This is a genomic window from Kribbella sp. NPDC004536, assembly GCF_042873835.1.
Taxonomy (GTDB): Bacteria; Actinomycetota; Actinomycetes; order Propionibacteriales; family Kribbellaceae; genus Kribbella.
Map to the genome: position 1 here is coordinate 474,678 of NZ_JBIALY010000004.1, position 18,125 is coordinate 492,802.

Here is an 18,125-nt window from a genome sequence, read left to right on the forward strand (position 1 = left end):
AGGAGATTGCCGTGCCGCTCACCCGTCGTACCGTGCTCAAGTCAGCCGCCGTGCTCCCCACGCTCTCGGCGCTGCCCACGTCCGCCACCGCCATCCGGGAACCCGCCGCGATCGGCCGGCTGGCGGAAAAGATCGAGGCGGGGATGGCCGACTACGCGATCCCCGGCGCCGGGCTCGGCGTCTGGTACCGCGGCCGCGAGTACGTCCGCGGCTTCGGCGTGACCAGCGTCGACACCAACGAGCCGGTGTCCGCGGACACCGTGTTCCGGATCGGCTCGACGTCCAAGACGTTCACCGCGACCGCGATCATGCGACTCGTCGAGCAGGGCCGGATCAGTCTGGAGCGGCCGGTTCGCGCGTACTTGCCGGACTTCGCGACCGCGGATCCGTCGGTCGCGGCGCGGGTCACCGTACGGCAGCTGCTGAACCACTCGGCCGGCTGGCAGGGCGACTACTTCGAGGACACCGGGGACGGCGACGACGCACTCGCGAAGTACGTCGCCGACCTGACGAAGGTCCCGCAGCTCACGCCGCTGGGGAAGGTGTTCTCGTACAACAACGCGGCCCTCGGCGTTGCGGGACGCGTGCTGGAGACCGTGTACGGGAAGCCGTACGAGACCGCCGTACGCGAGCTGCTGATCGATCCGCTCGGGCTGGCGCACAGCAGGTTCTTCCGGAGCGAGCTGGAGGGGTTCAGCGTCGCTGCGTCGCACAACGTCGTCAACGGGAAGGCTGTGGTCGAGCCGTCGTTCGACGCGATGCCCCGGAGCCTCCATGCAGCAGGCGGGCTGATCTCGAGCGCACGGGACCAGCTGCGGTACGCACGGTTCCACCTAGGACACCGTGGTATCCCCCAGGTGCTCAGTGACCGCATCAGGCTCGCCATGCAGTCACACCCTGGTCCTGGCGGCACTCTGTTCGTAGAGCTCAACGGTGTCGGTGTCAGCTGGATGCTGCGGCCTACAGCGCAGGGACCGACTGTGGTGCAGCACGGTGGTGACTGGTCCGGCCAGCACTCCGGGTTCCTGTTCGTACCGCAGCGGGACTTCGCGATCACCCTGCTCACCAACTCCGAAAGCGGGCCGACGCTGCTGGCTGAGCTGTTCGCTGACGACTGGGCGTTGCAGGAGTTCGCAGGACTCAACAACCTGCTCGCCGTACCCCGTCCGGTAACCAGGCCAAGCGAGTACGTGGGCACGTACGTAGCCCAGCAGATCGGCTTCGACGGTAAGCCGGAGGAGATCGGTCTGGATGTCACGGCCGACGACGGCGAGCTGGTGGCGAGTGTGGGTGGACAGCCGATGTTCCGGTTCGCCTTCTACCGCAAGGACTTCGTACTGGCTCTCAACCCGGACGGCACCTCCACCCACACCCGCGCGAACTTCGTCCGTGGCACCACGGGCAAGGTCGAGTGGCTGCGGTACGGCGGGCGCCTCTTCCGCTTCCACCCCGCGGGCGTCCGCCAGGCAAAGGCATTCAGCCACCGCGTGCTCTAGTCCGTATCGGGAGGCTGATGATCATCGGGGTACTCCCGCGGTGAAGCGGTCGGCGGCCTGACCTGAGAGGTGGCCCGGCGGGAGGTGGCGGCCGCTCAGGACCATGAGCAGGTCCTGAGCCGTCCCGGTCAGCGGTGCGCCGCTACCGAAGGTCCAGGACAGGTCGGTGGCCTGCAACCGTACGTCGGTCAGGTTCACGCCGAAGTACTTCACGTGCCGCGGCTGCAGCGCGCCGAGGACGTACTCCAGGCGCTCGTGCGGCACCTGGCGATCGATGCCCAGGGCAATCGTCATGTCGAGCCCGTGGATCACGTCGTGCGACAGCGCGCCCTCGAAGCCACCGCCCGGGGGCTTCCACGGATGGCCGACGTTCTGCCGGAGACAGTCGACGAGCTCCGCGGACGTCAGCGTCGCCGCGTCCTGCCGTGCCTGCCGGTCGGCGTACCGGTTGAAGTTGCCCCCGGCCCGGATCATCCCGGCGACGAACCGCGGCGGCCGGACCCGGTACGCCATCGTGATGTGCGCGACCACCTCCCGCACCCGCCAGCCGGCGCACAACGTGGGCCGGTCCCAGTCCGCCGCCGGCAGCCCGCCCAGGATCTCCGCGAGGTCGGTCCGCTCGCCTGCTACAGCACTTCTGATCTCCGTCATACCCGACCGACGAACGGGTTCCGCCGGGACAGACACCTCAGACCGAGAGATATTCGGACGGTTTCAGCAGCGGTACGCCGTCGGTACGGCGGCACGCGGTGATCAGCCCGGTGAACTCCGCATCCGTCGGAGTCCTGCCCTCACAACTGGTGAAGTAGTCCGTCAAGAACCCAACCAGCAGGTCGGCCCCGATCCGCTCGGTGTGCGCGTAGAACACCATCAGCAGCAGGTTGCGGACCCGCTCGGCCCCCTCGGACAGGGCAGGCTGGACGTACGGCAGCGGAAGGATCAGCCCGCCGAGGCCCTCGTACAACCGCATCCGCGCGTCCGCGTCCCCATGCCCGGCGTCGGCGTCCGCAGGGCCGCGTGGATCCTCCACTTCCGCCAGGGCAAGCGCGGGGCGGTACCGAGCGATCCACCGCGGCACGGCGTCCCGCGCGAGCCCGGAGCCGACCCCGCGGTCACGGAACTCCGGTAGAACGGCCAGGTACGACAGCAGAAGCACACGGGAGTACGTGTCGGCGATGATCGCGGCCAGGACGCGCCCGGCCGGGTCGACCGCGGCACGGCAGCACACGCCACTGTCCTGCTGAGCCAGCCGGGTCAGCAGCCCTTCGCGTGGCATCAGTTCGTCGACAGGAAAGCTCGGGTTGAGCACGTCGTCGTACAGACTCGCCAGCTGCTCCGGTGACAACAGCCACGAGTCCACGTAGTCCACCACGGGCTTGTCAGTCATGTGGGCGGCCCATGAACCCGAACGTCAGCGCGATCGCGGCAGCGGCCAGTGCGACGACGCCCAGCTCGGCGGCTGCTGCCACCAGCGGCACTCGGTCCGAGCGCGGAGCCTCGACGAACTGGTTGATCGCCTCGATCAGACCGACGAGCGACAGCGCTGCCAGCACTCCCAGGATCACCTGGATGCTCCGCTGGTACTTGCTCGTCCGGATCTCCTCCTCGCGTGCCTTCTGTTCCTCGACAACGCTCAGGTGCGCCGCGACCAGCTCGTAGAGCGCCTGGACCTCACGGATCTCGGCCTCGAGTTCCTTCTCGTAACGCAGCAGCCCGGCCGCCTCGTACAGGCGGTCGACCAACCGCCGGTGCACGGCGGGGCGGCACAACGCGTTGCTGTGCAGCTGATCGAGGCAGAAACGCAGGTCGGCCACTTGTCTGGCCAGCTCCATCCGGTCCGTCTCCACCTGCCCGCGCTGGTTCTGCTTCGCCGGCGAACTCAGTGACTCCTCGACCTTCTCCTTCATCGTCCGCAGGTCGCGGCGCCACCGCTGCATCAACGGGGGAAGCGAGGCAACGAACTCGACCTTCTCCTCCTGACCGAGATAGACCCAGCTCGGACTACCCGGCAGCACTACCAGCGTCGTGTTGTCAGTACGCGCGATCAGGTCGGTCTCGTAGCCCTGGTCGCCGCTGAGGTTCCGTACCTTGGCCGGCATCGGCCGCCGGGTCCACTCCTCCAGCGCGGTCGCGTAGCCGGTCACAGGGTTCAGTACGAGCCGACCGGCCACGTCGACGATGTCCTGCCCGGTCGCCTCCCGCTCGGCGCCGTCCGCGCTGCGCAGGCTCGCCTGCCGGATCTCCAGTACGACGTTGAAGTTCTTGCTGAGGTCCGCGTCCCATTCGCCGGGGTCCTCGGCGTCGACCTGCTGGGCGAGATCGGCGAGCACTGTCGCCGCGAACTCGTCCAGCCGTGGCCAGTGCCGGTCGCCGCCGTCGAGCCAGGTGACCACCTCGTCGCCCATCATGTGCGACGCCCGCCGCAGCCCCTGGTAGATCTCGTGCAGTCCGAGCTCCTCGCTGTTGTGCTCGATCCGCAGGTAGTGGTTGCCGAACTTACTCAGCCGCAGCTCGACCGTGTGCCGCAGGTCGATGCCCGCGGTCGTCCGGACGTTGATCGGTGGCAGCGTCACCACCAAGCCCTGGTAGATCTCGCTGTTCCAGATGTCCGACAGGTGCAGCTCGTCGACCAACTGAACCTGCCCACCGGCCAGCAGGCTCGCGTTCGCAAGCTCCTCCCAGCGGATACGCGCAGGAGCGGCGAACGGATAGCAGTAGACGAAGCGGGCCTCACCGATCGTCAGGTCGCCCGGCGTGCTCTCGACCAAGCTCTGCAATGCGTACCGGTGTGCTCGCAGCTCTGATGCGTACACGTCGTCGGCCAGCAACGGGCTGGACTCTGCCTTCTCCAGCCGCGCCATGCACGCTTCGATCTGGCCGGCAGCGGCAGGGCCTTCCATGAGCCAGCCCAGCACACTGTGTGCCACTGCAGCGATCGCGTCGTACGTCACGAAGTGCTTCTCGACGATCTCGGACAAGAACTGCACGAAGCTCTCGGCAGCTGGTTGTTCGAGGCCCCTGATCGACTGAAGAATCGCGGCGTTCGTCTCGGACACCGCGGCGGCGTGCGCCTCCAGTGCGATCGGGCAGGAGCAGTTGACCGCTCCCTCGGCGTCCATGCAGTCGGGCAGCGACGCGACGTGCTGCAGGAACAGCTCTGTCGCCTCATCCTCCCAACCGCCCGGTCTGGTGCACTCGTCCCAGCCGGCCCGGGCGCTCTCGATCGTTGCCCTGATCCTGCCGTAGTCGCCGGTCAGCTCCCACGCTTCCTGGCAGCGCGCGTACACGTACGCGGCCAGTACGAGCGTCGCGCCCGGCTGCCGGCCGGCCGTTGTCCAGGCGTGCTGGAAGTCAACGGCACGGTCACCGGCCAGCGCACGATCGACGGTCTCGCGCAGCGCCACGTTGCCTTCGAGTGACTTCGTCAGTGCGGTCAGCTCCCGGCGGCTGAACTCGCCGCCGATCACAGCCCAATCTGTCTCCCCCACCATGTTGCCCCCTCCCCCACAGTCCACAGTACGCGCGGGAAGGCATTTCAAATGAGCGCATCAGCCAGACGCTTCTCCAGATACAGGCGCTCGGCCTCGGTCGTGGCCAGCGCCAGGGCCTCGCGGTAGGCCTCAGCGGCTTCGGTACGACGGTCAAGACGGCGCAGGAAGTCCGCGCGGGTCGCCGGAAGCAGGTGGTAGCCGCTCAGCTCGGCGGCACCCAACTCGTCGACCAGGCGCAGCCCGAGAGCTGGGCCGTCTGCCATGCCGATCGCTACAGCTCGGTTGAGTGCGACGACTGGTGTTTGTGGCAGCTGGGAGTACAGACCGGCGATCTGATGCCAGTCGGTGTCTGCAGCAGTGCGGGCTGTTGCGTGGCAGGCCGCGATGGCCGCCTGGATCTGGTACGGGCCGTGCTCTGCGAGGTGCAGTGCGGAGTCCAGGACGTCCACGGCCTCAGCGATCTGGGCGTGGTCCCACCTGGTGCGGTCCTGGTCGTCCAGGGTGACCAGGGCTCCGTCCGGTGCCAGCCTGGTCTCCCGGCGCGCATCGTGGAACAGCATCAGTGCGAGGAGTCCGGCGGCCTCTGGTTCGTCCGGCATCAGTTGGACGAGCAGCCGGGCCAGGCGGATCGCCTCAGTGGTGAGCTGGCGTCGTACGGCATCGGAGTACCCCTCGTTGAAGAGGAGGTACAGCACTGCGAGTACCGCCGGAGTGCGCTCGGGCAGGAGGTGGGCGGGCGGTACGCGGTACGGGATGCCGGCGTGCTGGATCTTCTGCTTCGCCCGGGTCAGCCGCTTCGACATGGTCGTTTCCGGTACCAAGAACGCCCGGGCGATCTCTGCCGTACTTAGACCGGCCAGTGTCCGCAACGTCAGCGCTACACGTGCCTCCATGGCGAGCGCGGGATGGCAGCACGTGTACATCAATCGCAGCCGGTCGTCCGGTACGTCGTACGGCGGCTCCTGCTGCTCAACGCCGAGCGCAGCGATCTCCTGCAGCTTGGCCGCGCCCACGGCCTCGCGGCGCAGCCAGTCGATCGCACGGTTGCGTGCCGTCGTCGTCAGCCACGCTCCAGGGCGGTCCGGTACGCCGTCGGAAGGCCACCGCTGGAACGCCGCCGCGAAGGCCTCCTGCGCGCACTCCTCGGCCAGCTGCCAGTCGCCGGTCAACCGGATCAGAGTGGCGACCACCTGGCCCCACTCCTGCCGGTAGATCTCCTCGAACGTCACACCGGCGGCTCGAACACGGGCCGGATCTCGATCGTTCCGTACCCGGCCGCCGGGTGCTTCGCCGCGATCTCGATCGCCTCGTCCAGGTCGGCACAGTCGATCAGCACGAAGCCGCCGATCTGCTCCTTCGTCTCCGCGAACGGACCGTCGGTGAGCAGCACGTCGCCGTCGCGGACCCGGACCGTGGTCGCCTCGTCCGGCGGCCGCAACCCGGCCCCGCCCGCGACCACGCCGCGCGCTTCCATCTCCTCGGTCCACCCACCGCAACCGTCGTCGGCATGCGCCGCCGCGGACTCGTCACCGGCAATCATCAGCAGGTACTTCACGGCCTCATCCTCGCAGGTCTAGCGTCGGCCGCAAGGGAACCGTTTGGGGGAAGGACAGCCGATGACTGGCCGGATCGTGCACTTCGAGGTGCCGTACGACGACGGTGAGCGAGCGCGGGCGTTCTACCGCGAGGCGTTCGGGTGGAACCTGATGGAGCTGCCCGAACTGAACTACACGATGGTGTCCACCGGGCCGGTGAACGAGCAGCAGATGCCGGCCGAACCGGGCTTCATCAACGGCGGGATGTTCCAGCGCAGCACCGTCAACGCCGACCTCACCCGGCCGGTGCTGACGATCGACGTACCCGACATCGACGCCGCCTGGAAGACGATCGAGAGCCTCGGCGGCGAGAAGGTCGGCGAGAAACTCCCGGTCGGCGACATGGGCTTCGCCGCCTACTTCAAAGACCCGGAGGGCAACGTCCTGGGCCTCTGGCAGAGCGCCTAGACGCGCAGAGAAAGGGCCTAACCGCCCATCGTCTGCAGGTGCCGCATCGAGCCGTAGCGGGTGGTGAGCCGGTCGAAGTCGGCCGGGTCGAACAGCGCGCAGGTCCCGGCGCCGTAGCTTTTCGCGGCCTCGACACAGAACCGGGCGGCCGACTCGACGGCGGCCAGGTCGGTCGCCCCGGTCCCACACCCCGGTACGGCGGTCTCGGTGGTGATCGCGACACCGACCACCGGCGCGCTGGTCGCCGTACACGGCTGCAGGATCGAGTTCACGTGGTACACGTCGTTCCCGTACGGCGTGATGTCCTGCATGGTCAGCGGCAGTACGGCCGGCAGCCGCCCGGTGACCTGGGACGCGAGCTCGAGCAGGTCCTCGCTGACCCGGAGGATCCAGCCCTCCTTGACCGTCGGCGAGATCGCGAAGCCGTGGTGGTTGACGATCCGGTTGCCCTTCGTGGTGTCCACCGACAGGACGGCGTCCATCGCGTCCTCGACCTCGTGCGCGTTCATCGCGCCGACGTCCACCGGCGAGTCCATGAACGGCACCGGGTCGTGCGGCCGGGTCGGCGCGTCCGGGCAGACGTGCGTCGCGACGATCACGTCGCCCGGCAACCGGTCGCCGCGGCGCGACATCGACCCGAGCTTGGCCGCGACGGCGAGCGCCACCAGCGCCCCGTCGCCGTCCGATACGAACCCGATCCGCTCCGGCCGCGCGCCGAGACCACCGAGCCGCCCGATCACGCCGAGCGTCGGTGCCGCGCCGCCGGCGGTCCGGCCCGAACTGCCCGGGATCACCGCGCGGACGAAGTCCGTACTGCCCCTGTCGCCCTGCACGGTGGTCACGCTGACGTCGTCGACGCCGCACTTCCGCAACCAGGCCGCGACCGACTCCCCGGACGCCGACGCGTCGTCGAGCAGGTCGTACAGGTCAAGGACTTCACGCCATGGCATAGCTGTATCTCCTCAGTAGATTGCTCAGCAGAGTTCTGCGGTAAGGCGCGCCACGACCGAACGGGCCAGGACCACAGGCAGACCAGACGCGGCCGCAGCCGCCTCGCGGTGCGCCTGCGTGTAGCCCATGCAGTCGAGGACCAGCAGCTGTACGCCCTCCGCGGCGAGCTTCTGCGCCGCGGTCTCCAGTTCGGTCAGGCCGGGCTGGTAGGGCGTGGCCCACGCGACCTTGATGTGCTGCGGGAACTTCTCGTACGTCTGCTGCTCCTGCTCCGCCAGCGGGCACACCACACCGACGAGCGAGTCGCCCGCGATCGCGGTCAATCCTGCGGTCAGCAATGGCCCGGCCAGCAACAACGGCCGGCTGTGGCGGAACGCGGGGAACTCCCCGGTGCAGACGACCAGTACGACGTCCGCACCGCCCGCCTCGAGGATGTCGATCGCCGCCTGCAGCCGTGACAGGATCCCGGCCCGTCCGATCACGACGGACGACCCGTCCCGCAGCCTGGTCGTCAGCGTCTCGTCGTCCGGCGCCGGGGCGAGCGCGGCGATGTCCGCCGTACTCAGGCCGTCGAGGGCACCACGCTGACGTACCTCGACCGAGGACGGCAGCCACTGCAGCAGCTCCGGGAACATGTCGCTGCGCGGCGACTGCCCGATCGTCACAACACCCAGTACGGTCACCCGACCGCCTCCTTCGTTCCGGCTTCGACGAGTTCGCGGCGCTGCGCCCGATCGAGCCGCGCCCGCGGGTCCGGCGCCGGGACCGCGGCCAGCAACGCCTTGGTGTACGGGTGTTGCGGCGCGGCGAAGACCTCGTCGACGGTGCCGCGCTCGACGACCTTGCCGCGGCTCATCACGATCACGTCGTCGGCGACCAGCCGGACCACGGACAGGTCGTGCGAGATGAACACGTACGCCAGCCCGAGCCGTTCCTGCAGGTCCCGGAGCAACTCCAGGACCTGTGCCTGCACCGAGACGTCCAGCGCGGACACCGGCTCGTCGCAGACCACCAGCGACGGGTCGAGCAGCAACGCGCGGGCGATCCCGATCCGCTGCCGCTGTCCACCGGAGAACTCGTGCGGGAACCGCTCCAGGTGATCCGCCTCCAGCCCGACCAGCTCCATCACCTCGACCAGCCGGTCCTGGATCCCGGACGCGTCGAGGCCCGTGTGCAGCCGCAGCGGCTCGGCCAGCGTGCGGCCGATCGTCCAGCGCGGATCCAGCGAGGCGTACGTGTCCTGGAAGACGATCTGCATCCGGGACCGCATCCGGCGCAGCTCCTCGGCGGACAACCCGAGCAGATCGACGCCGTCGAACGTCACGGTCCCGGACGTCGGCTCGTGCAACCGGAGCAGCGCGCGACCGGTCGTCGACTTGCCCGACCCTGACTCGCCGACGATCGCGAGTGTCCGGCCGGGCGCGACGCTGAAGCTGACGCCGTCGACCGCGGTCACCGGGCCGGTACGACGGCGGCCGGGGAACACCTTGACCAGGTCGGACACCTCGAGCAACGGCGGCTGATCAGCCGGGCGGGACGGCCGTGCGCGCGGGCGGTGCGAGGGCAGGAAGCTGAGCAGCCGCTTCGTGTACTCGGCCTGCGGTGTCTCGAAGAGCTGCTCGACCGGCGCGGTCTCCTGGACCTGGCCGTCGTGCATCACCGTGACCTCGTCGCACGTCTGCGCGACGACCCCGAGGTCGTGCGTGATCAGCAGGACGGACGTGCCGTGCTGCTCCTGCAGGTCCATCACCAGTTCGAGGATCTGCAGCTGGGTGGTGACGTCGAGCGCGGTCGTCGGCTCGTCCGCGATCAGCAGCTTGGGCTCGCAGGACATCGCCATCGCGATCATCACCCGCTGCCGCATCCCACCGGACAGCTGGTGCGGGTAGTCCCGCAGCACCCGGGCGGGGTCGCGGAGACCGACCATGCCGAGCAGCTCGGCCGCCCGGTTCGCCGCCTGCCGCCGGGACATCCCGAGGTGTACCCGCAGCGGCTCGGTGACCTGGTCGGCGATCGTCAGCACCGGGTTCAGCGCGGTCATCGGCTCCTGGAAGATCGTCGCGATCTCCTTGCCGCGCACGGCCCGCAGCGACCGCTCCGACAGGTTCGTCAGGTCGCGGCCGTCGAACTCGATTCGCCCGCCGGTCACGTGCACCGACCGCCGCGGCAGCAACCGGGTGATCGTCATCGCGGTGACGCTCTTGCCGCTGCCCGACTCCCCCACCAGCCCGAGCATCCGGCCGCGCGGGATCCGCAGGCTGACGTCCCGGACCGGGGTGATCGGACCGCGCGACGTGTCGATCCGGACGGTCAGGTTGTCGACGGTCAACAGGTCACTCATCCGCGACACCGAGATACCGAAGTGCGGTCAGCGCGTACGTCTTGGCCGCGAGAACGACGTCCGCGACCGGTGCGCGCTCGTCGAAACCGTGGATCGTCGACAACTCCGCCGGGCCGTACTGCAGGACCGGGATGCCGTGGCTGCGGAACGTTCGCGCGTCCGACGACGCCCACTGCAGCACACCTTCGGCCTGCTCGCCGGTGAGCTCACTCAGTACGTCGACCAGCTCGACCACGATCGGGTCGTCCGGGCGCGTCCAGTTCGGTTCGCTGCGGAACCCGAGCGGCTCGACCACGGCCTCGACACCGGCCTCGGCGAGCAGCTCGTCGACGCGCGCCAGCACCTGCGCGCGGCTCAGCCCGATCGGGACCTGGGTGTCGAACTCCACGACGCAGCTGTCCGCGACCACATTCGTCGCCGACCCGCCGGTGATCTTCCCGACGTTGATCGTCACATGGTCGAACACTGCGCCGATCCCGGGCGCGTACCCCTCGCGCTCCTCGGCGAACAGCTGCGACCGCGCGATCAGCTCGCGTACGTCGGCCGGCGCGTCCGGCACCATCTCCCACAGGCCCTGCAACGCGAGGATCGCCTTTGCTGCTTGAAGATTCGCGTTGGTGCCGTGCAACGGCTGCAGGCTCCCGTGGCCGGGACGACCAGAGATCGTCAGCCGGAACCAGTTACTGCCCTTCTGCCCGATCGTCGGATGCGTCCGCTCGGCCGGCTCCGCGATCACCGCGCCGGTCGCGCCGTCCAGTACGCCCTGGTCGAGCAGCCAGTCCGCGCCGAGCGGCCCGCCGACCTCCTCGTCCGGTACGGCGGCCAGCGACAGCCGCCCGTTCAGCGGTACACCGAGCCGGTGCAGTACGACGTACGTGTGGATGATGCCGGCCAGGCCTGCCTTCATGTCGCTGGCGCCGCGGCCGCGGAGGTACCCGTCGACCACATCACCGGCGAACGGCGGGAAGCTCCAGCGGCTGACGTCCCCGACCGGTACGACGTCCGAGTGGCCGGCCAGCACCAGATGACGATCGCCCGCCCGGCCCTGGTGGGACACGACATTCAGGCGGCCGTCGCCGGCGTCGAGGATCTCGGTCTCGACGCCCGCCTTCCGCAGTACCGCCGCGATGAACTCGCCCACTTCGGTGCAGTCGCCCGGCGGGTTCTCACTAGGGATCCGGATCAGGTCGCCGGCCAGTTGGATCAGTTCGTCCGTCGTCGACTCGAGCTCGGCGAGGACCTTCGTCTCCCAGCTCACTTGGTCACGCTCAGCTGGAAGAAGCGGACGATGCCGTCGGGGTACGACGTGTAGCCGTCGAGGCCGGCGCGGTGCGCGACCACGATGTTGTACTCGTACAGGTACGCCCACGGTGCCTTCGTGTTGATCTCCTGCTGCGCGACGCCGTACAGCTTGTTCCGCTTGGCTGCGTCCGGTTCGGTCGCCGCCTGCTGCCAGGACTTGTCCACGACCGGGTCGGAGAAGTTCGCGTAGTTGCTCGAACCCTGGCTGGTGAGCAGCAGCCCGAGGTGGTAGCCGGGGTCGTTCACGAACGACGTCCAGCGCGTGATGTACGACTGCACCTGCCGCGTGTCGAGCGCTTCGAGGAACTGCGGCCGGGCCATCTTCTTGATGTTCATCTTCACGCCGATCTTGGCCAGCTCGGCCTGGATCAGAACGGCGTCGTCGTTCCAGTCGTCGAAGCCGGAGCCGAGCGTGAAGTCGAAGCTGAAGCCCTTGGACAGACCGGCCTGCGCCAGCAACGCACGGGCCTTGTCCAGGTCGTGCGTGTACGTGTAGCCGGCGTCGGTGAAGCCCGGTGTCGAGCTGGCAACAGCCGACTTCATCGGCGACGCCTCGCCCTTCATCACGTCGTTCAGCAGCTTGTCGTACGGGATCGCGTACGACACGGCCTGCCGGACCCGCGGGTCGTCGAACGGCTTGATCTTGTTGTTCATCGCGAAGAACAGGATCTTGTTGCTGGCCCGCGAGTCGATCACGACACCGTCGGCGCTCTTCAGCGACTGCACGTCTTTCGGCGGTACCTCCAGGGCCAGGCCGACCTCCCCCTTGCGGAGCAGCTGGACCCGGTTCGACGCCTCCGCGATGAACTTCACGTCCACCTGACGGAGCTTCGGCTTGTCACCCCAGTACGCGTCGTTGCGGGCCATCGTCGCCTCGGTCGACGGGTCCCACTTGGTGAGCTTGTACGGACCGGAGCCGGCCGTGTTGGTGGCCAGCCACTTCACGCCGCCGTTCTTCGCCACCTGGTCCATGTCGACGATCGAGAACGAGTACATCGGCAGGATCTGCAGGAACAGGTGGTTCGGTGCGGTCAGGTCGATCCGTACGGTGTGCTCGTCGACCTTGGTGACCTTCGCGATCCCCGCCATCTTGTAGAGGAAGCTCGCCGAGCTGGACGCCTTGATGTGGTCGAACGACTTCACCACCGCGTCCGCGTCGACCGCCGTACCGTCCTGGAACTTCGCGTCGGTGCGCAGCTTGAACGTGTACGACGTACTCGCCGCGTTCGCCTGCCAGGACTCGGCCAGCATCGGCTTGATCTCGTCGGTCTTCGCCTGCGACTTCCCGTTCACCTCGGTACGGCCGTACGTGACCAGCTGGTCGTACGCGGCCGTCACGAAGGTGTCGGACGTGACGTCGTTGGCCTCTGCGGGGTCGAGCGTCTTGCCGCCCTCGGAGTACGCCGCGACCAGGGTGTCGCCGGCGTCCTCCTTCGCGGCACCGCTGCTGTTCGCGTTCGCGGCGCAGCCGGAAACCGCGAGGGCCGTCGCCGTGGCGAAGGCGAGAATTGTCCGCTTCATGCGCGGTCTCCTTGTCATTTGCTGGTCCGCAGGCGCGGGTCGAGGACGTCCCGGAGGCCGTCGCCGAGCAGGTTGAAGCCGAGGATCGAGGTCGCGATCGCGAGGCCGGGGAAGGTGGTCATCCACCACTCGCCGCTGATGATGTAGCCGCGGCCGTCGGAGATCAGCACGCCCCATTCGGGGTCCGGTGGCTGGGCGCCGAGGCCGATGAAGCTGAGCGACGCGGCGGTGAGGATCGCGTAGCCCATCCCGAGGGTGGCCCGGACCAGGATCGGCGCGAGCGCGTTCGGGACGATGTGCCGGACCAGGATGCTGCCGCCGGGCAGGCCGATCGCGTGCCCGGCCTCGACGAAGTCCCGTTCCCGCAGCGACAGCACCTGACCGTGCACGATCCGGGCGAACTCCGGGATCCCGACGATGCCGACGGCAACCATCGCGCTGACCATGCCGGGCCCGAGGGCGGCCGCGATCGCCATCGCCAGGACCAGCGACGGGAACGCCAGCAGCATGTCCATCAGCCGCATCACCAGCCCGCCGGCCCGGCCGCGGACGAACCCGGCGAAGGCGCCGAGCGGTACGCCGACGGCGAGCGAGATCGCGATCGCGATCAGCCCGGTCCAGAGCGAGATCCGGCCACCGGCCAGCACGCGGGTGAGCAGGTCGCGGCCGAAGTTGTCGGTACCGAACGGGTGCGCGAGCGTCGGTCCCTGGAGAAGACCACCCGCGCCCGGCTGCGTCGCGCCGTACGGGGACAGACCGGACAACAGGGCGCCGAGCGTCCAGATCGCGATGAAGACGAGACCGACGACCGCGAGACGGTTACGCAGCAGCAGGCGGAAAGTGGTGTCAGGCATCGGCGATCCTCGGGTCGAGGCGGGCGTTGACGAGGTCGACGACGAGGTTCGCCGCCAGGTAGACGACGGCGGCGACCAGCGTGAAGGCCTGCACCGGCGCGTAGTCGGTGGCCAGCACGGACTGGACGACGTACGAACCGATGCCCGGCCAGGTGAAGACCGTCTCGGTGATCACGGCGCCGCCCATCAGCTGCCCGAACTGCAGCCCGGAGACCGTGACGATCACCGGCGCGGCGTTCTTCAGCGCGTGCTTGAGCGTGACGATCGACGGCTTGAGACCTTTCGACACCGCCGTACGGACGTAGTCCTGGCCGATCACCTCGAGCATCGCGGACCGTGTCATCCGCGCGATGATCGCCGTACTGCCGGTGGCCAGGCAGAGCGCCGGCCAGATGATGTGCGACAGCGACGACCTCAGCGCGACCAGGTCACCGGTCATCAGCGAGTCGACGATGTACAGGCCGGTGATGTGGGTCGGCGGGTTGACGCCCTCGGCGACCCGGCCGAGCGGCGCGGGTGCCCAGCCGAGCTTGTTGTAGAAGACCACGATCACCATCAGCCCTAGCCAGAACAGCGGCATCGACGCACCGAGCAGCGAGAACACCCGGCCCGCGTGGTCGACCGGACGGTCACGGCGGGTCGCGCTGATCACACCGAGCGGGATACCGGCCAGCAGCGCGATCAGCAGCGCCACCAGCGCGAGCTCGACGGTCGCGGGCAACCGGGAGGCGAAGTCGGAGGCCACGCTGTGGCCCGTGTGCCAGGCGAACCCGAGGTTGCCGTGCAGCAGGTCGGAGAAGTACCGGACCAACTGGACGTGCAGCGGCCGGTCGAGACCCATGTCGGTACGGATCTTGGCCACCACGCTCGGGTCGGCCTGCTCGCCGGCCAGCGTCCGGGCCGGGTCGCCGGGCAGCACCCGGGTGAGCACGAAGATGCACACCACGACGCCGAGCAGCGCGGGCACCATCGCGGCGAGACGGCGCAGGACGAGGTTCATGCCGAAGAGAGTCAGGGACAAGCCGCGGCATCTGCAACGACTTCCCGTTATATGAGAGACCAATTCGATAATCGGGCCAGTGCGCTACCGTTCCGGACGTGGAGCAATCACCGCTGCAGACCGTCGACCGGGCGCTGCAGGTCCTGATCTCGTACTCCGAGCAGCGCCGCGACTGGGGTGTGATGGAGCTCGCCGACGAGCTCGGGATCGACAAGTCGTCGGCCCAGCGGCTGCTCGCCGCGCTCGCGTTCCGCGGGTTCCTGCGGCCGGACCCGATCAGCCGGCGCTACAGCCTCGGTCCGACGATGTGGCGGATGGCCGCGCTCTGGGAACGGACCGGCGGCCTCGCCGCACTGGCCGACAGTGTCCTCGAACGGCTCGCGCGGGACACCGAACGGACCGCGACGTTCACCGTCCCGGACGGCTTCCACGTCCGCTGCATCGCGGCCGTCGACGGCGGTGGCGGTCCGTTGCGCAGCCACCCGCTGGTCGGTGACCTGTATCCCGCCCACGCCGGCGCGACCTCCCGCGCGTACTTCGCCTTCCTGGACCGCAACGAGCGCCGCGCGCTGCTGTCCGGGCGGCCGTTCGCCCGGTTCACCGACCTGACCGAGGTCGACGAGGCCGCGCTGGAACGGGTCTTCGAGGACACCGTGCAGACCGGCTGGGCGTTCTCCGACGGCGAGTACGACGCCGCGACCCGCGCGATCGCGGCGCCGGTCCGGCTCGGCCGCCGCCCGATCGGCTCGCTGACCGTGGTCGAGGGCAAGTCCGAGGAACTGCCCGGCGACATCCGGGACCACGTCCCACGGTTGCTGGAGGCAACCGAAGAACTGAGCAACCTGCTCGCGCACCGTACGCCCGCCCGCCGACGCTGAGGATCCCTGTGGAACTGCTGCTGCTCTCGAACTCCGCCACCCACGGCCGCCCGTTCCTCGAACACGCCCTCGACGCGTTGCGCGACGTACTGCGCGGCGTCGGCGAGGTCGTCTTCGTGCCGTACGCGTTGTCCGACCACGACGGCTACACGGAGCGGATCCGGGCCGCGCTCGAGCCGCTCGGGGTGTCCGTCGTCGGCGCCCACACCGCGCCGCTGGCGTCGGCGGAGGCGATCTTCGTCGGCGGCGGGAACACGTTCCGGCTGGTCAAGACGCTGTACGAGCGCGGCGAGCTGGACGTGATCCGGGACCGGGTCCGCGACCCGCTGGACGGCGCGCCGTACGTCGGCTCGAGCGCCGGGACGAACCTCGCCGGGCCGACGTTGCGGACCACGAACGACATGCCGATCGTTCAGCCGCCGTCGTTCGAGACGCTCGGGCTGGTGCCGTTCCAGCTCAACCCGCACTACCTCGACCCGGACCCCACCTCCACCCATCAGGGCGAGACCCGCGAGCTGCGGATCACCGAGTTCCTCGAGGAGAACGACGTACCGGTGCTGGGGATCCGCGAGGGCACCTGGCTGCGGCTGCACGCCGACAGGCTGACGCTGGGCGGCCTGTCGGCGGGCGGCCGGCTGTTCCGGCGCGGCACCGTACCGGAGGAGATCCCGACCGGCACGGACCTGTCCGGGTTGCTGACCGTCACATCTGTGTTCGACGTACACCAGTAGTTCACGCTGGAGTGCCTAGACTTCGGGGTGTTGGCTCCGGTGGCGTCCTCGGGAGGACTGAATGCCTGACCGTACTCAGACCATTGCGTATCCGGCCCCGGGTTCGCGGCCGTCGCGGCGGGATCCGGAGCCGTTGGCGCCGCATGTGATCGTGCTGTTCGGGGCGACCGGCGACCTGGCCAAGCGGAAGCTGCTGCCGGGGCTGGCGTACCTGCAGCAGTCGAGGTTCGCGCCGGACGTGCGGATCATCGGGACCGCGACCGAGGACCTGACCTGCGACGAGTTCCGGGACCGCGCGCGGCAGGCGGTGGAGAAGTTCGGCACCCACAAGATGACCGACGAGCAGTGGGCGCAGTTCGCCGAGCGGCTCGAGTACGTACCGGTGACGGCCGGCCCGGAGGCGCTCGCGGCCGCGGTGAAGGCGGCCGAGGAACTGCTCGGCCCGGACACCCGGCGGCTGCACTACCTGTCGGTGCCGCCGAAGGCCGCCCAGGCGGTGATCGCGATGCTGCGCGACGCCGGTCTGGTGGAGCGCGCCCGGGTGGTGATGGAGAAGCCGTTCGGCGACGACCTGGCCAGCGCGATCGAGCTGAACGACTTCGTGCACGAGACCTTCGACGAGGCGCAGATCTTCCGGATCGACCACTTCCTCGGCAAGGAGGCGGCGCTGAACATCCTCGCGTTCCGGTTCGCCAACGGCCTGTTCGAGCCGATCTGGAACCGGAACTTCATCGACCACGTGCAGATCGACATCCCGGAGTCGCTCGGCCTGGACCAGCGGGCCACCTTCTACGAGCCGACCGGCGCGTTCAAGGACATGGTCGTCACGCACCTGATGCAGGTGATGTCGTTCGTCGCGATGGAGCCGCCGACCGCGCTGGAGCCGCGGGCGATCTCGGAGGAGAAGAACAAGGTCTTCCGGTCGATGCTGCCGCTCGACCCGGCCTGCGTGGTCCGCGGCCAGTACTCGGGCTACCGCCACGAGGAGGGTGTCGCGCCGGACTCGGACACCGAGACGTTCATCGCGCTGAAGGTCGAGATCGACAACTGGCGCTGGGCCGGCGTGCCGTTCTTCCTGCGCACCGGCAAGAAGATGGCCGAGGGCCAGCGGATCATCTCGATCGCGTTCAAGGAAGCGCCGAAGACGATGTTCCCGGCCGGCTCCGGGGTCGGCTCCGAAGGGCCGGACCACCTGACCTTCGACCTGGCCGACTCGTCGCGGGTGTCGCTGTCGTTCTACGGCAAGCGCCCCGGGCCGGGCATGCGGCTGGAGAAGCTGTCGATGCAGTTCTCCACCCAGGAGACGGCCGGCGCGGCCGACGTACTGGAGGCGTACGAGCGGCTGATCCTGGACGCGATGCGCGGGGACCACACGCTGTTCACCACCGCCGAGGGCATCGAGTCGCTGTGGGACCGTTCCGCGCCGCTGCTCGAGGACCCGCCGCCGGCCAAGCCGTACCAGCCCGGCACCTGGGGCCCGAACGCCATCCACCAACTGATCGCCCCGCGCGCTTGGCGCCTCCCGTTCGAGCGTGAGTGGCGGGAGTAGTTAGGCTG

The 18,125-nt window shown here is 69.0% G+C and carries 17 protein-coding genes; 5 read left to right on the top strand and 12 right to left on the bottom strand.

Annotated elements, in window-relative coordinates; genetic code table 11:
• Positions 1-11: 11 nt before the first annotated feature.
• Entirely contained in the window at positions 12-1,496 is a 1,485-nt protein-coding gene (locus ACFYRU_RS35485; protein ID WP_387667211.1) for a serine hydrolase domain-containing protein, read from the top strand.
• 21 nt (positions 1,497-1,517) lie between these two features.
• On the opposite strand, the gene ACFYRU_RS35490 is transcribed toward ACFYRU_RS35485, so the two are convergent.
• From ACFYRU_RS35490 to ACFYRU_RS35510, 5 genes are read right to left on the bottom strand one after another with little or no spacing between them, the layout of a single operon-like run.
• Positions 1,518-2,147, bottom strand: coding sequence for a maleylpyruvate isomerase family mycothiol-dependent enzyme (locus ACFYRU_RS35490; RefSeq protein ID WP_387667214.1), 630 nt, complete (start codon positions 2,145-2,147; stop codon positions 1,518-1,520).
• Between the two features lie 37 nt (positions 2,148-2,184).
• Positions 2,185-2,883 (bottom strand): hypothetical protein, encoded by a 699-nt coding sequence (locus ACFYRU_RS35495; RefSeq protein WP_387667217.1) that lies wholly within the window; start codon positions 2,881-2,883, stop codon positions 2,185-2,187.
• Positions 2,876-4,987 (bottom strand): hypothetical protein, encoded by a 2,112-nt coding sequence (locus ACFYRU_RS35500; protein WP_387667219.1) that lies wholly within the window; start codon positions 4,985-4,987, stop codon positions 2,876-2,878. Before ACFYRU_RS35500 ends, ACFYRU_RS35495 begins: the two co-directional genes overlap by 8 nt.
• Positions 4,988-5,031: 44 nt before the next feature.
• Positions 5,032-6,216: an RNA polymerase sigma factor gene (locus ACFYRU_RS35505; protein WP_387667221.1), complete on the bottom strand. Its 1,185-nt coding sequence runs from the start codon at positions 6,214-6,216 to the stop codon at positions 5,032-5,034.
• Complete coding sequence (locus ACFYRU_RS35510) at positions 6,213-6,542, bottom strand: YciI family protein (RefSeq protein ID WP_387667223.1); 330 nt, start codon at positions 6,540-6,542, stop codon at positions 6,213-6,215. The genes ACFYRU_RS35505 and ACFYRU_RS35510 overlap by 4 nt, the downstream gene beginning before the upstream one ends.
• Positions 6,543-6,603: 61 nt before the next feature.
• Between ACFYRU_RS35510 and ACFYRU_RS35515 the strand changes: the two genes are divergently transcribed.
• On the top strand, positions 6,604-6,990 hold the full coding sequence (locus tag ACFYRU_RS35515; protein WP_387667225.1) for a VOC family protein: 387 nt from the start codon (positions 6,604-6,606) through the stop codon (positions 6,988-6,990).
• Between the two features lie 17 nt (positions 6,991-7,007).
• Here ACFYRU_RS35515 and ACFYRU_RS35520 read toward each other — a convergent pair whose 3' ends face one another.
• Genes ACFYRU_RS35520 through ACFYRU_RS35550 form a run of 7 tightly spaced genes read right to left on the bottom strand, consistent with a single transcriptional unit; the run spans position 7,008 to position 14,959 of the window.
• Positions 7,008-7,940, bottom strand: coding sequence for a DUF1177 domain-containing protein (locus tag ACFYRU_RS35520; protein ID WP_387667226.1), 933 nt, complete (start codon positions 7,938-7,940; stop codon positions 7,008-7,010).
• 24 nt (positions 7,941-7,964) lie between these two features.
• On the bottom strand, positions 7,965-8,624 hold the full coding sequence (locus ACFYRU_RS35525) for an AroM family protein (RefSeq protein ID WP_387667228.1): 660 nt from the start codon (positions 8,622-8,624) through the stop codon (positions 7,965-7,967).
• On the bottom strand, positions 8,621-10,282 hold the full coding sequence (locus tag ACFYRU_RS35530) for an ABC transporter ATP-binding protein (protein WP_387667231.1): 1,662 nt from the start codon (positions 10,280-10,282) through the stop codon (positions 8,621-8,623). The genes ACFYRU_RS35525 and ACFYRU_RS35530 overlap by 4 nt, the downstream gene beginning before the upstream one ends.
• Positions 10,275-11,540 carry a M20 family metallopeptidase gene (locus ACFYRU_RS35535; RefSeq protein ID WP_387667234.1) on the bottom strand — a complete coding sequence of 422 codons (1,266 nt, stop codon included), beginning with the start codon at positions 11,538-11,540 and terminating at the stop codon, positions 10,275-10,277. Before ACFYRU_RS35535 ends, ACFYRU_RS35530 begins: the two co-directional genes overlap by 8 nt.
• On the bottom strand, positions 11,537-13,105 hold the full coding sequence (locus ACFYRU_RS35540) for an ABC transporter substrate-binding protein (protein ID WP_387667236.1): 1,569 nt from the start codon (positions 13,103-13,105) through the stop codon (positions 11,537-11,539). Before ACFYRU_RS35540 ends, ACFYRU_RS35535 begins: the two co-directional genes overlap by 4 nt.
• A gap of 14 nt (positions 13,106-13,119) precedes the next feature.
• Positions 13,120-13,959 carry an ABC transporter permease gene (locus ACFYRU_RS35545; RefSeq protein WP_387667239.1) on the bottom strand — a complete coding sequence of 280 codons (840 nt, stop codon included), beginning with the start codon at positions 13,957-13,959 and terminating at the stop codon, positions 13,120-13,122.
• Complete coding sequence (locus tag ACFYRU_RS35550) at positions 13,952-14,959, bottom strand: ABC transporter permease (RefSeq protein WP_387667241.1); 1,008 nt, start codon at positions 14,957-14,959, stop codon at positions 13,952-13,954. Before ACFYRU_RS35550 ends, ACFYRU_RS35545 begins: the two co-directional genes overlap by 8 nt.
• Before the next feature lie 98 nt (positions 14,960-15,057).
• Between ACFYRU_RS35550 and ACFYRU_RS35555 the strand changes: the two genes are divergently transcribed.
• The 3 genes from ACFYRU_RS35555 (at position 15,058) to zwf (ending at position 18,117) form a co-directional block, all read left to right on the top strand.
• The gene (locus ACFYRU_RS35555) at positions 15,058-15,837 is read left to right on the top strand and encodes an IclR family transcriptional regulator (RefSeq protein WP_387667244.1); all 780 of its coding nucleotides are present in this window, start codon (positions 15,058-15,060) and stop codon (positions 15,835-15,837) included.
• A gap of 8 nt (positions 15,838-15,845) precedes the next feature.
• Positions 15,846-16,568: a dipeptidase PepE gene (gene pepE, locus ACFYRU_RS35560; RefSeq protein ID WP_387667247.1), complete on the top strand. Its 723-nt coding sequence runs from the start codon at positions 15,846-15,848 to the stop codon at positions 16,566-16,568.
• A 61-nt stretch (positions 16,569-16,629) separates the two neighbouring features.
• A complete protein-coding gene (gene zwf, locus ACFYRU_RS35565) occupies positions 16,630-18,117 on the top strand; it encodes a glucose-6-phosphate dehydrogenase (RefSeq protein WP_387667250.1) in 1,488 nt (495 codons plus the stop codon).
• Positions 18,118-18,125 lie beyond the last annotated feature (8 nt).

Excerpts from the sequence above, each read along its gene's own strand:
- zwf (WP_387667250.1), top strand. The coding sequence starts at position 16,630 with ATGCCTGACCGTACTCAGACCATTGCGTATCCGGCCCCGGGTTCGCGG.
- ACFYRU_RS35530 (WP_387667231.1), bottom strand. The coding sequence starts at position 10,282 with ATGAGTGACCTGTTGACCGTCGACAACCTGACCGTCCGGATCGACACG.
- ACFYRU_RS35515 (WP_387667225.1), top strand. The coding sequence starts at position 6,604 with ATGACTGGCCGGATCGTGCACTTCGAGGTGCCGTACGACGACGGTGAG.
- ACFYRU_RS35540 (WP_387667236.1), bottom strand. The coding sequence starts at position 13,105 with ATGAAGCGGACAATTCTCGCCTTCGCCACGGCGACGGCCCTCGCGGTT.
- ACFYRU_RS35545 (WP_387667239.1), bottom strand. The coding sequence starts at position 13,959 with ATGCCTGACACCACTTTCCGCCTGCTGCTGCGTAACCGTCTCGCGGTC.
- ACFYRU_RS35500 (WP_387667219.1), bottom strand. The coding sequence starts at position 4,987 with ATGGTGGGGGAGACAGATTGGGCTGTGATCGGCGGCGAGTTCAGCCGC.
- ACFYRU_RS35495 (WP_387667217.1), bottom strand. The coding sequence starts at position 2,883 with ATGACTGACAAGCCCGTGGTGGACTACGTGGACTCGTGGCTGTTGTCA.
- ACFYRU_RS35490 (WP_387667214.1), bottom strand. The coding sequence starts at position 2,147 with ATGACGGAGATCAGAAGTGCTGTAGCAGGCGAGCGGACCGACCTCGCG.
- ACFYRU_RS35520 (WP_387667226.1), bottom strand. The coding sequence starts at position 7,940 with ATGCCATGGCGTGAAGTCCTTGACCTGTACGACCTGCTCGACGACGCG.
- ACFYRU_RS35550 (WP_387667241.1), bottom strand. The coding sequence starts at position 14,959 with ATGAACCTCGTCCTGCGCCGTCTCGCCGCGATGGTGCCCGCGCTGCTC.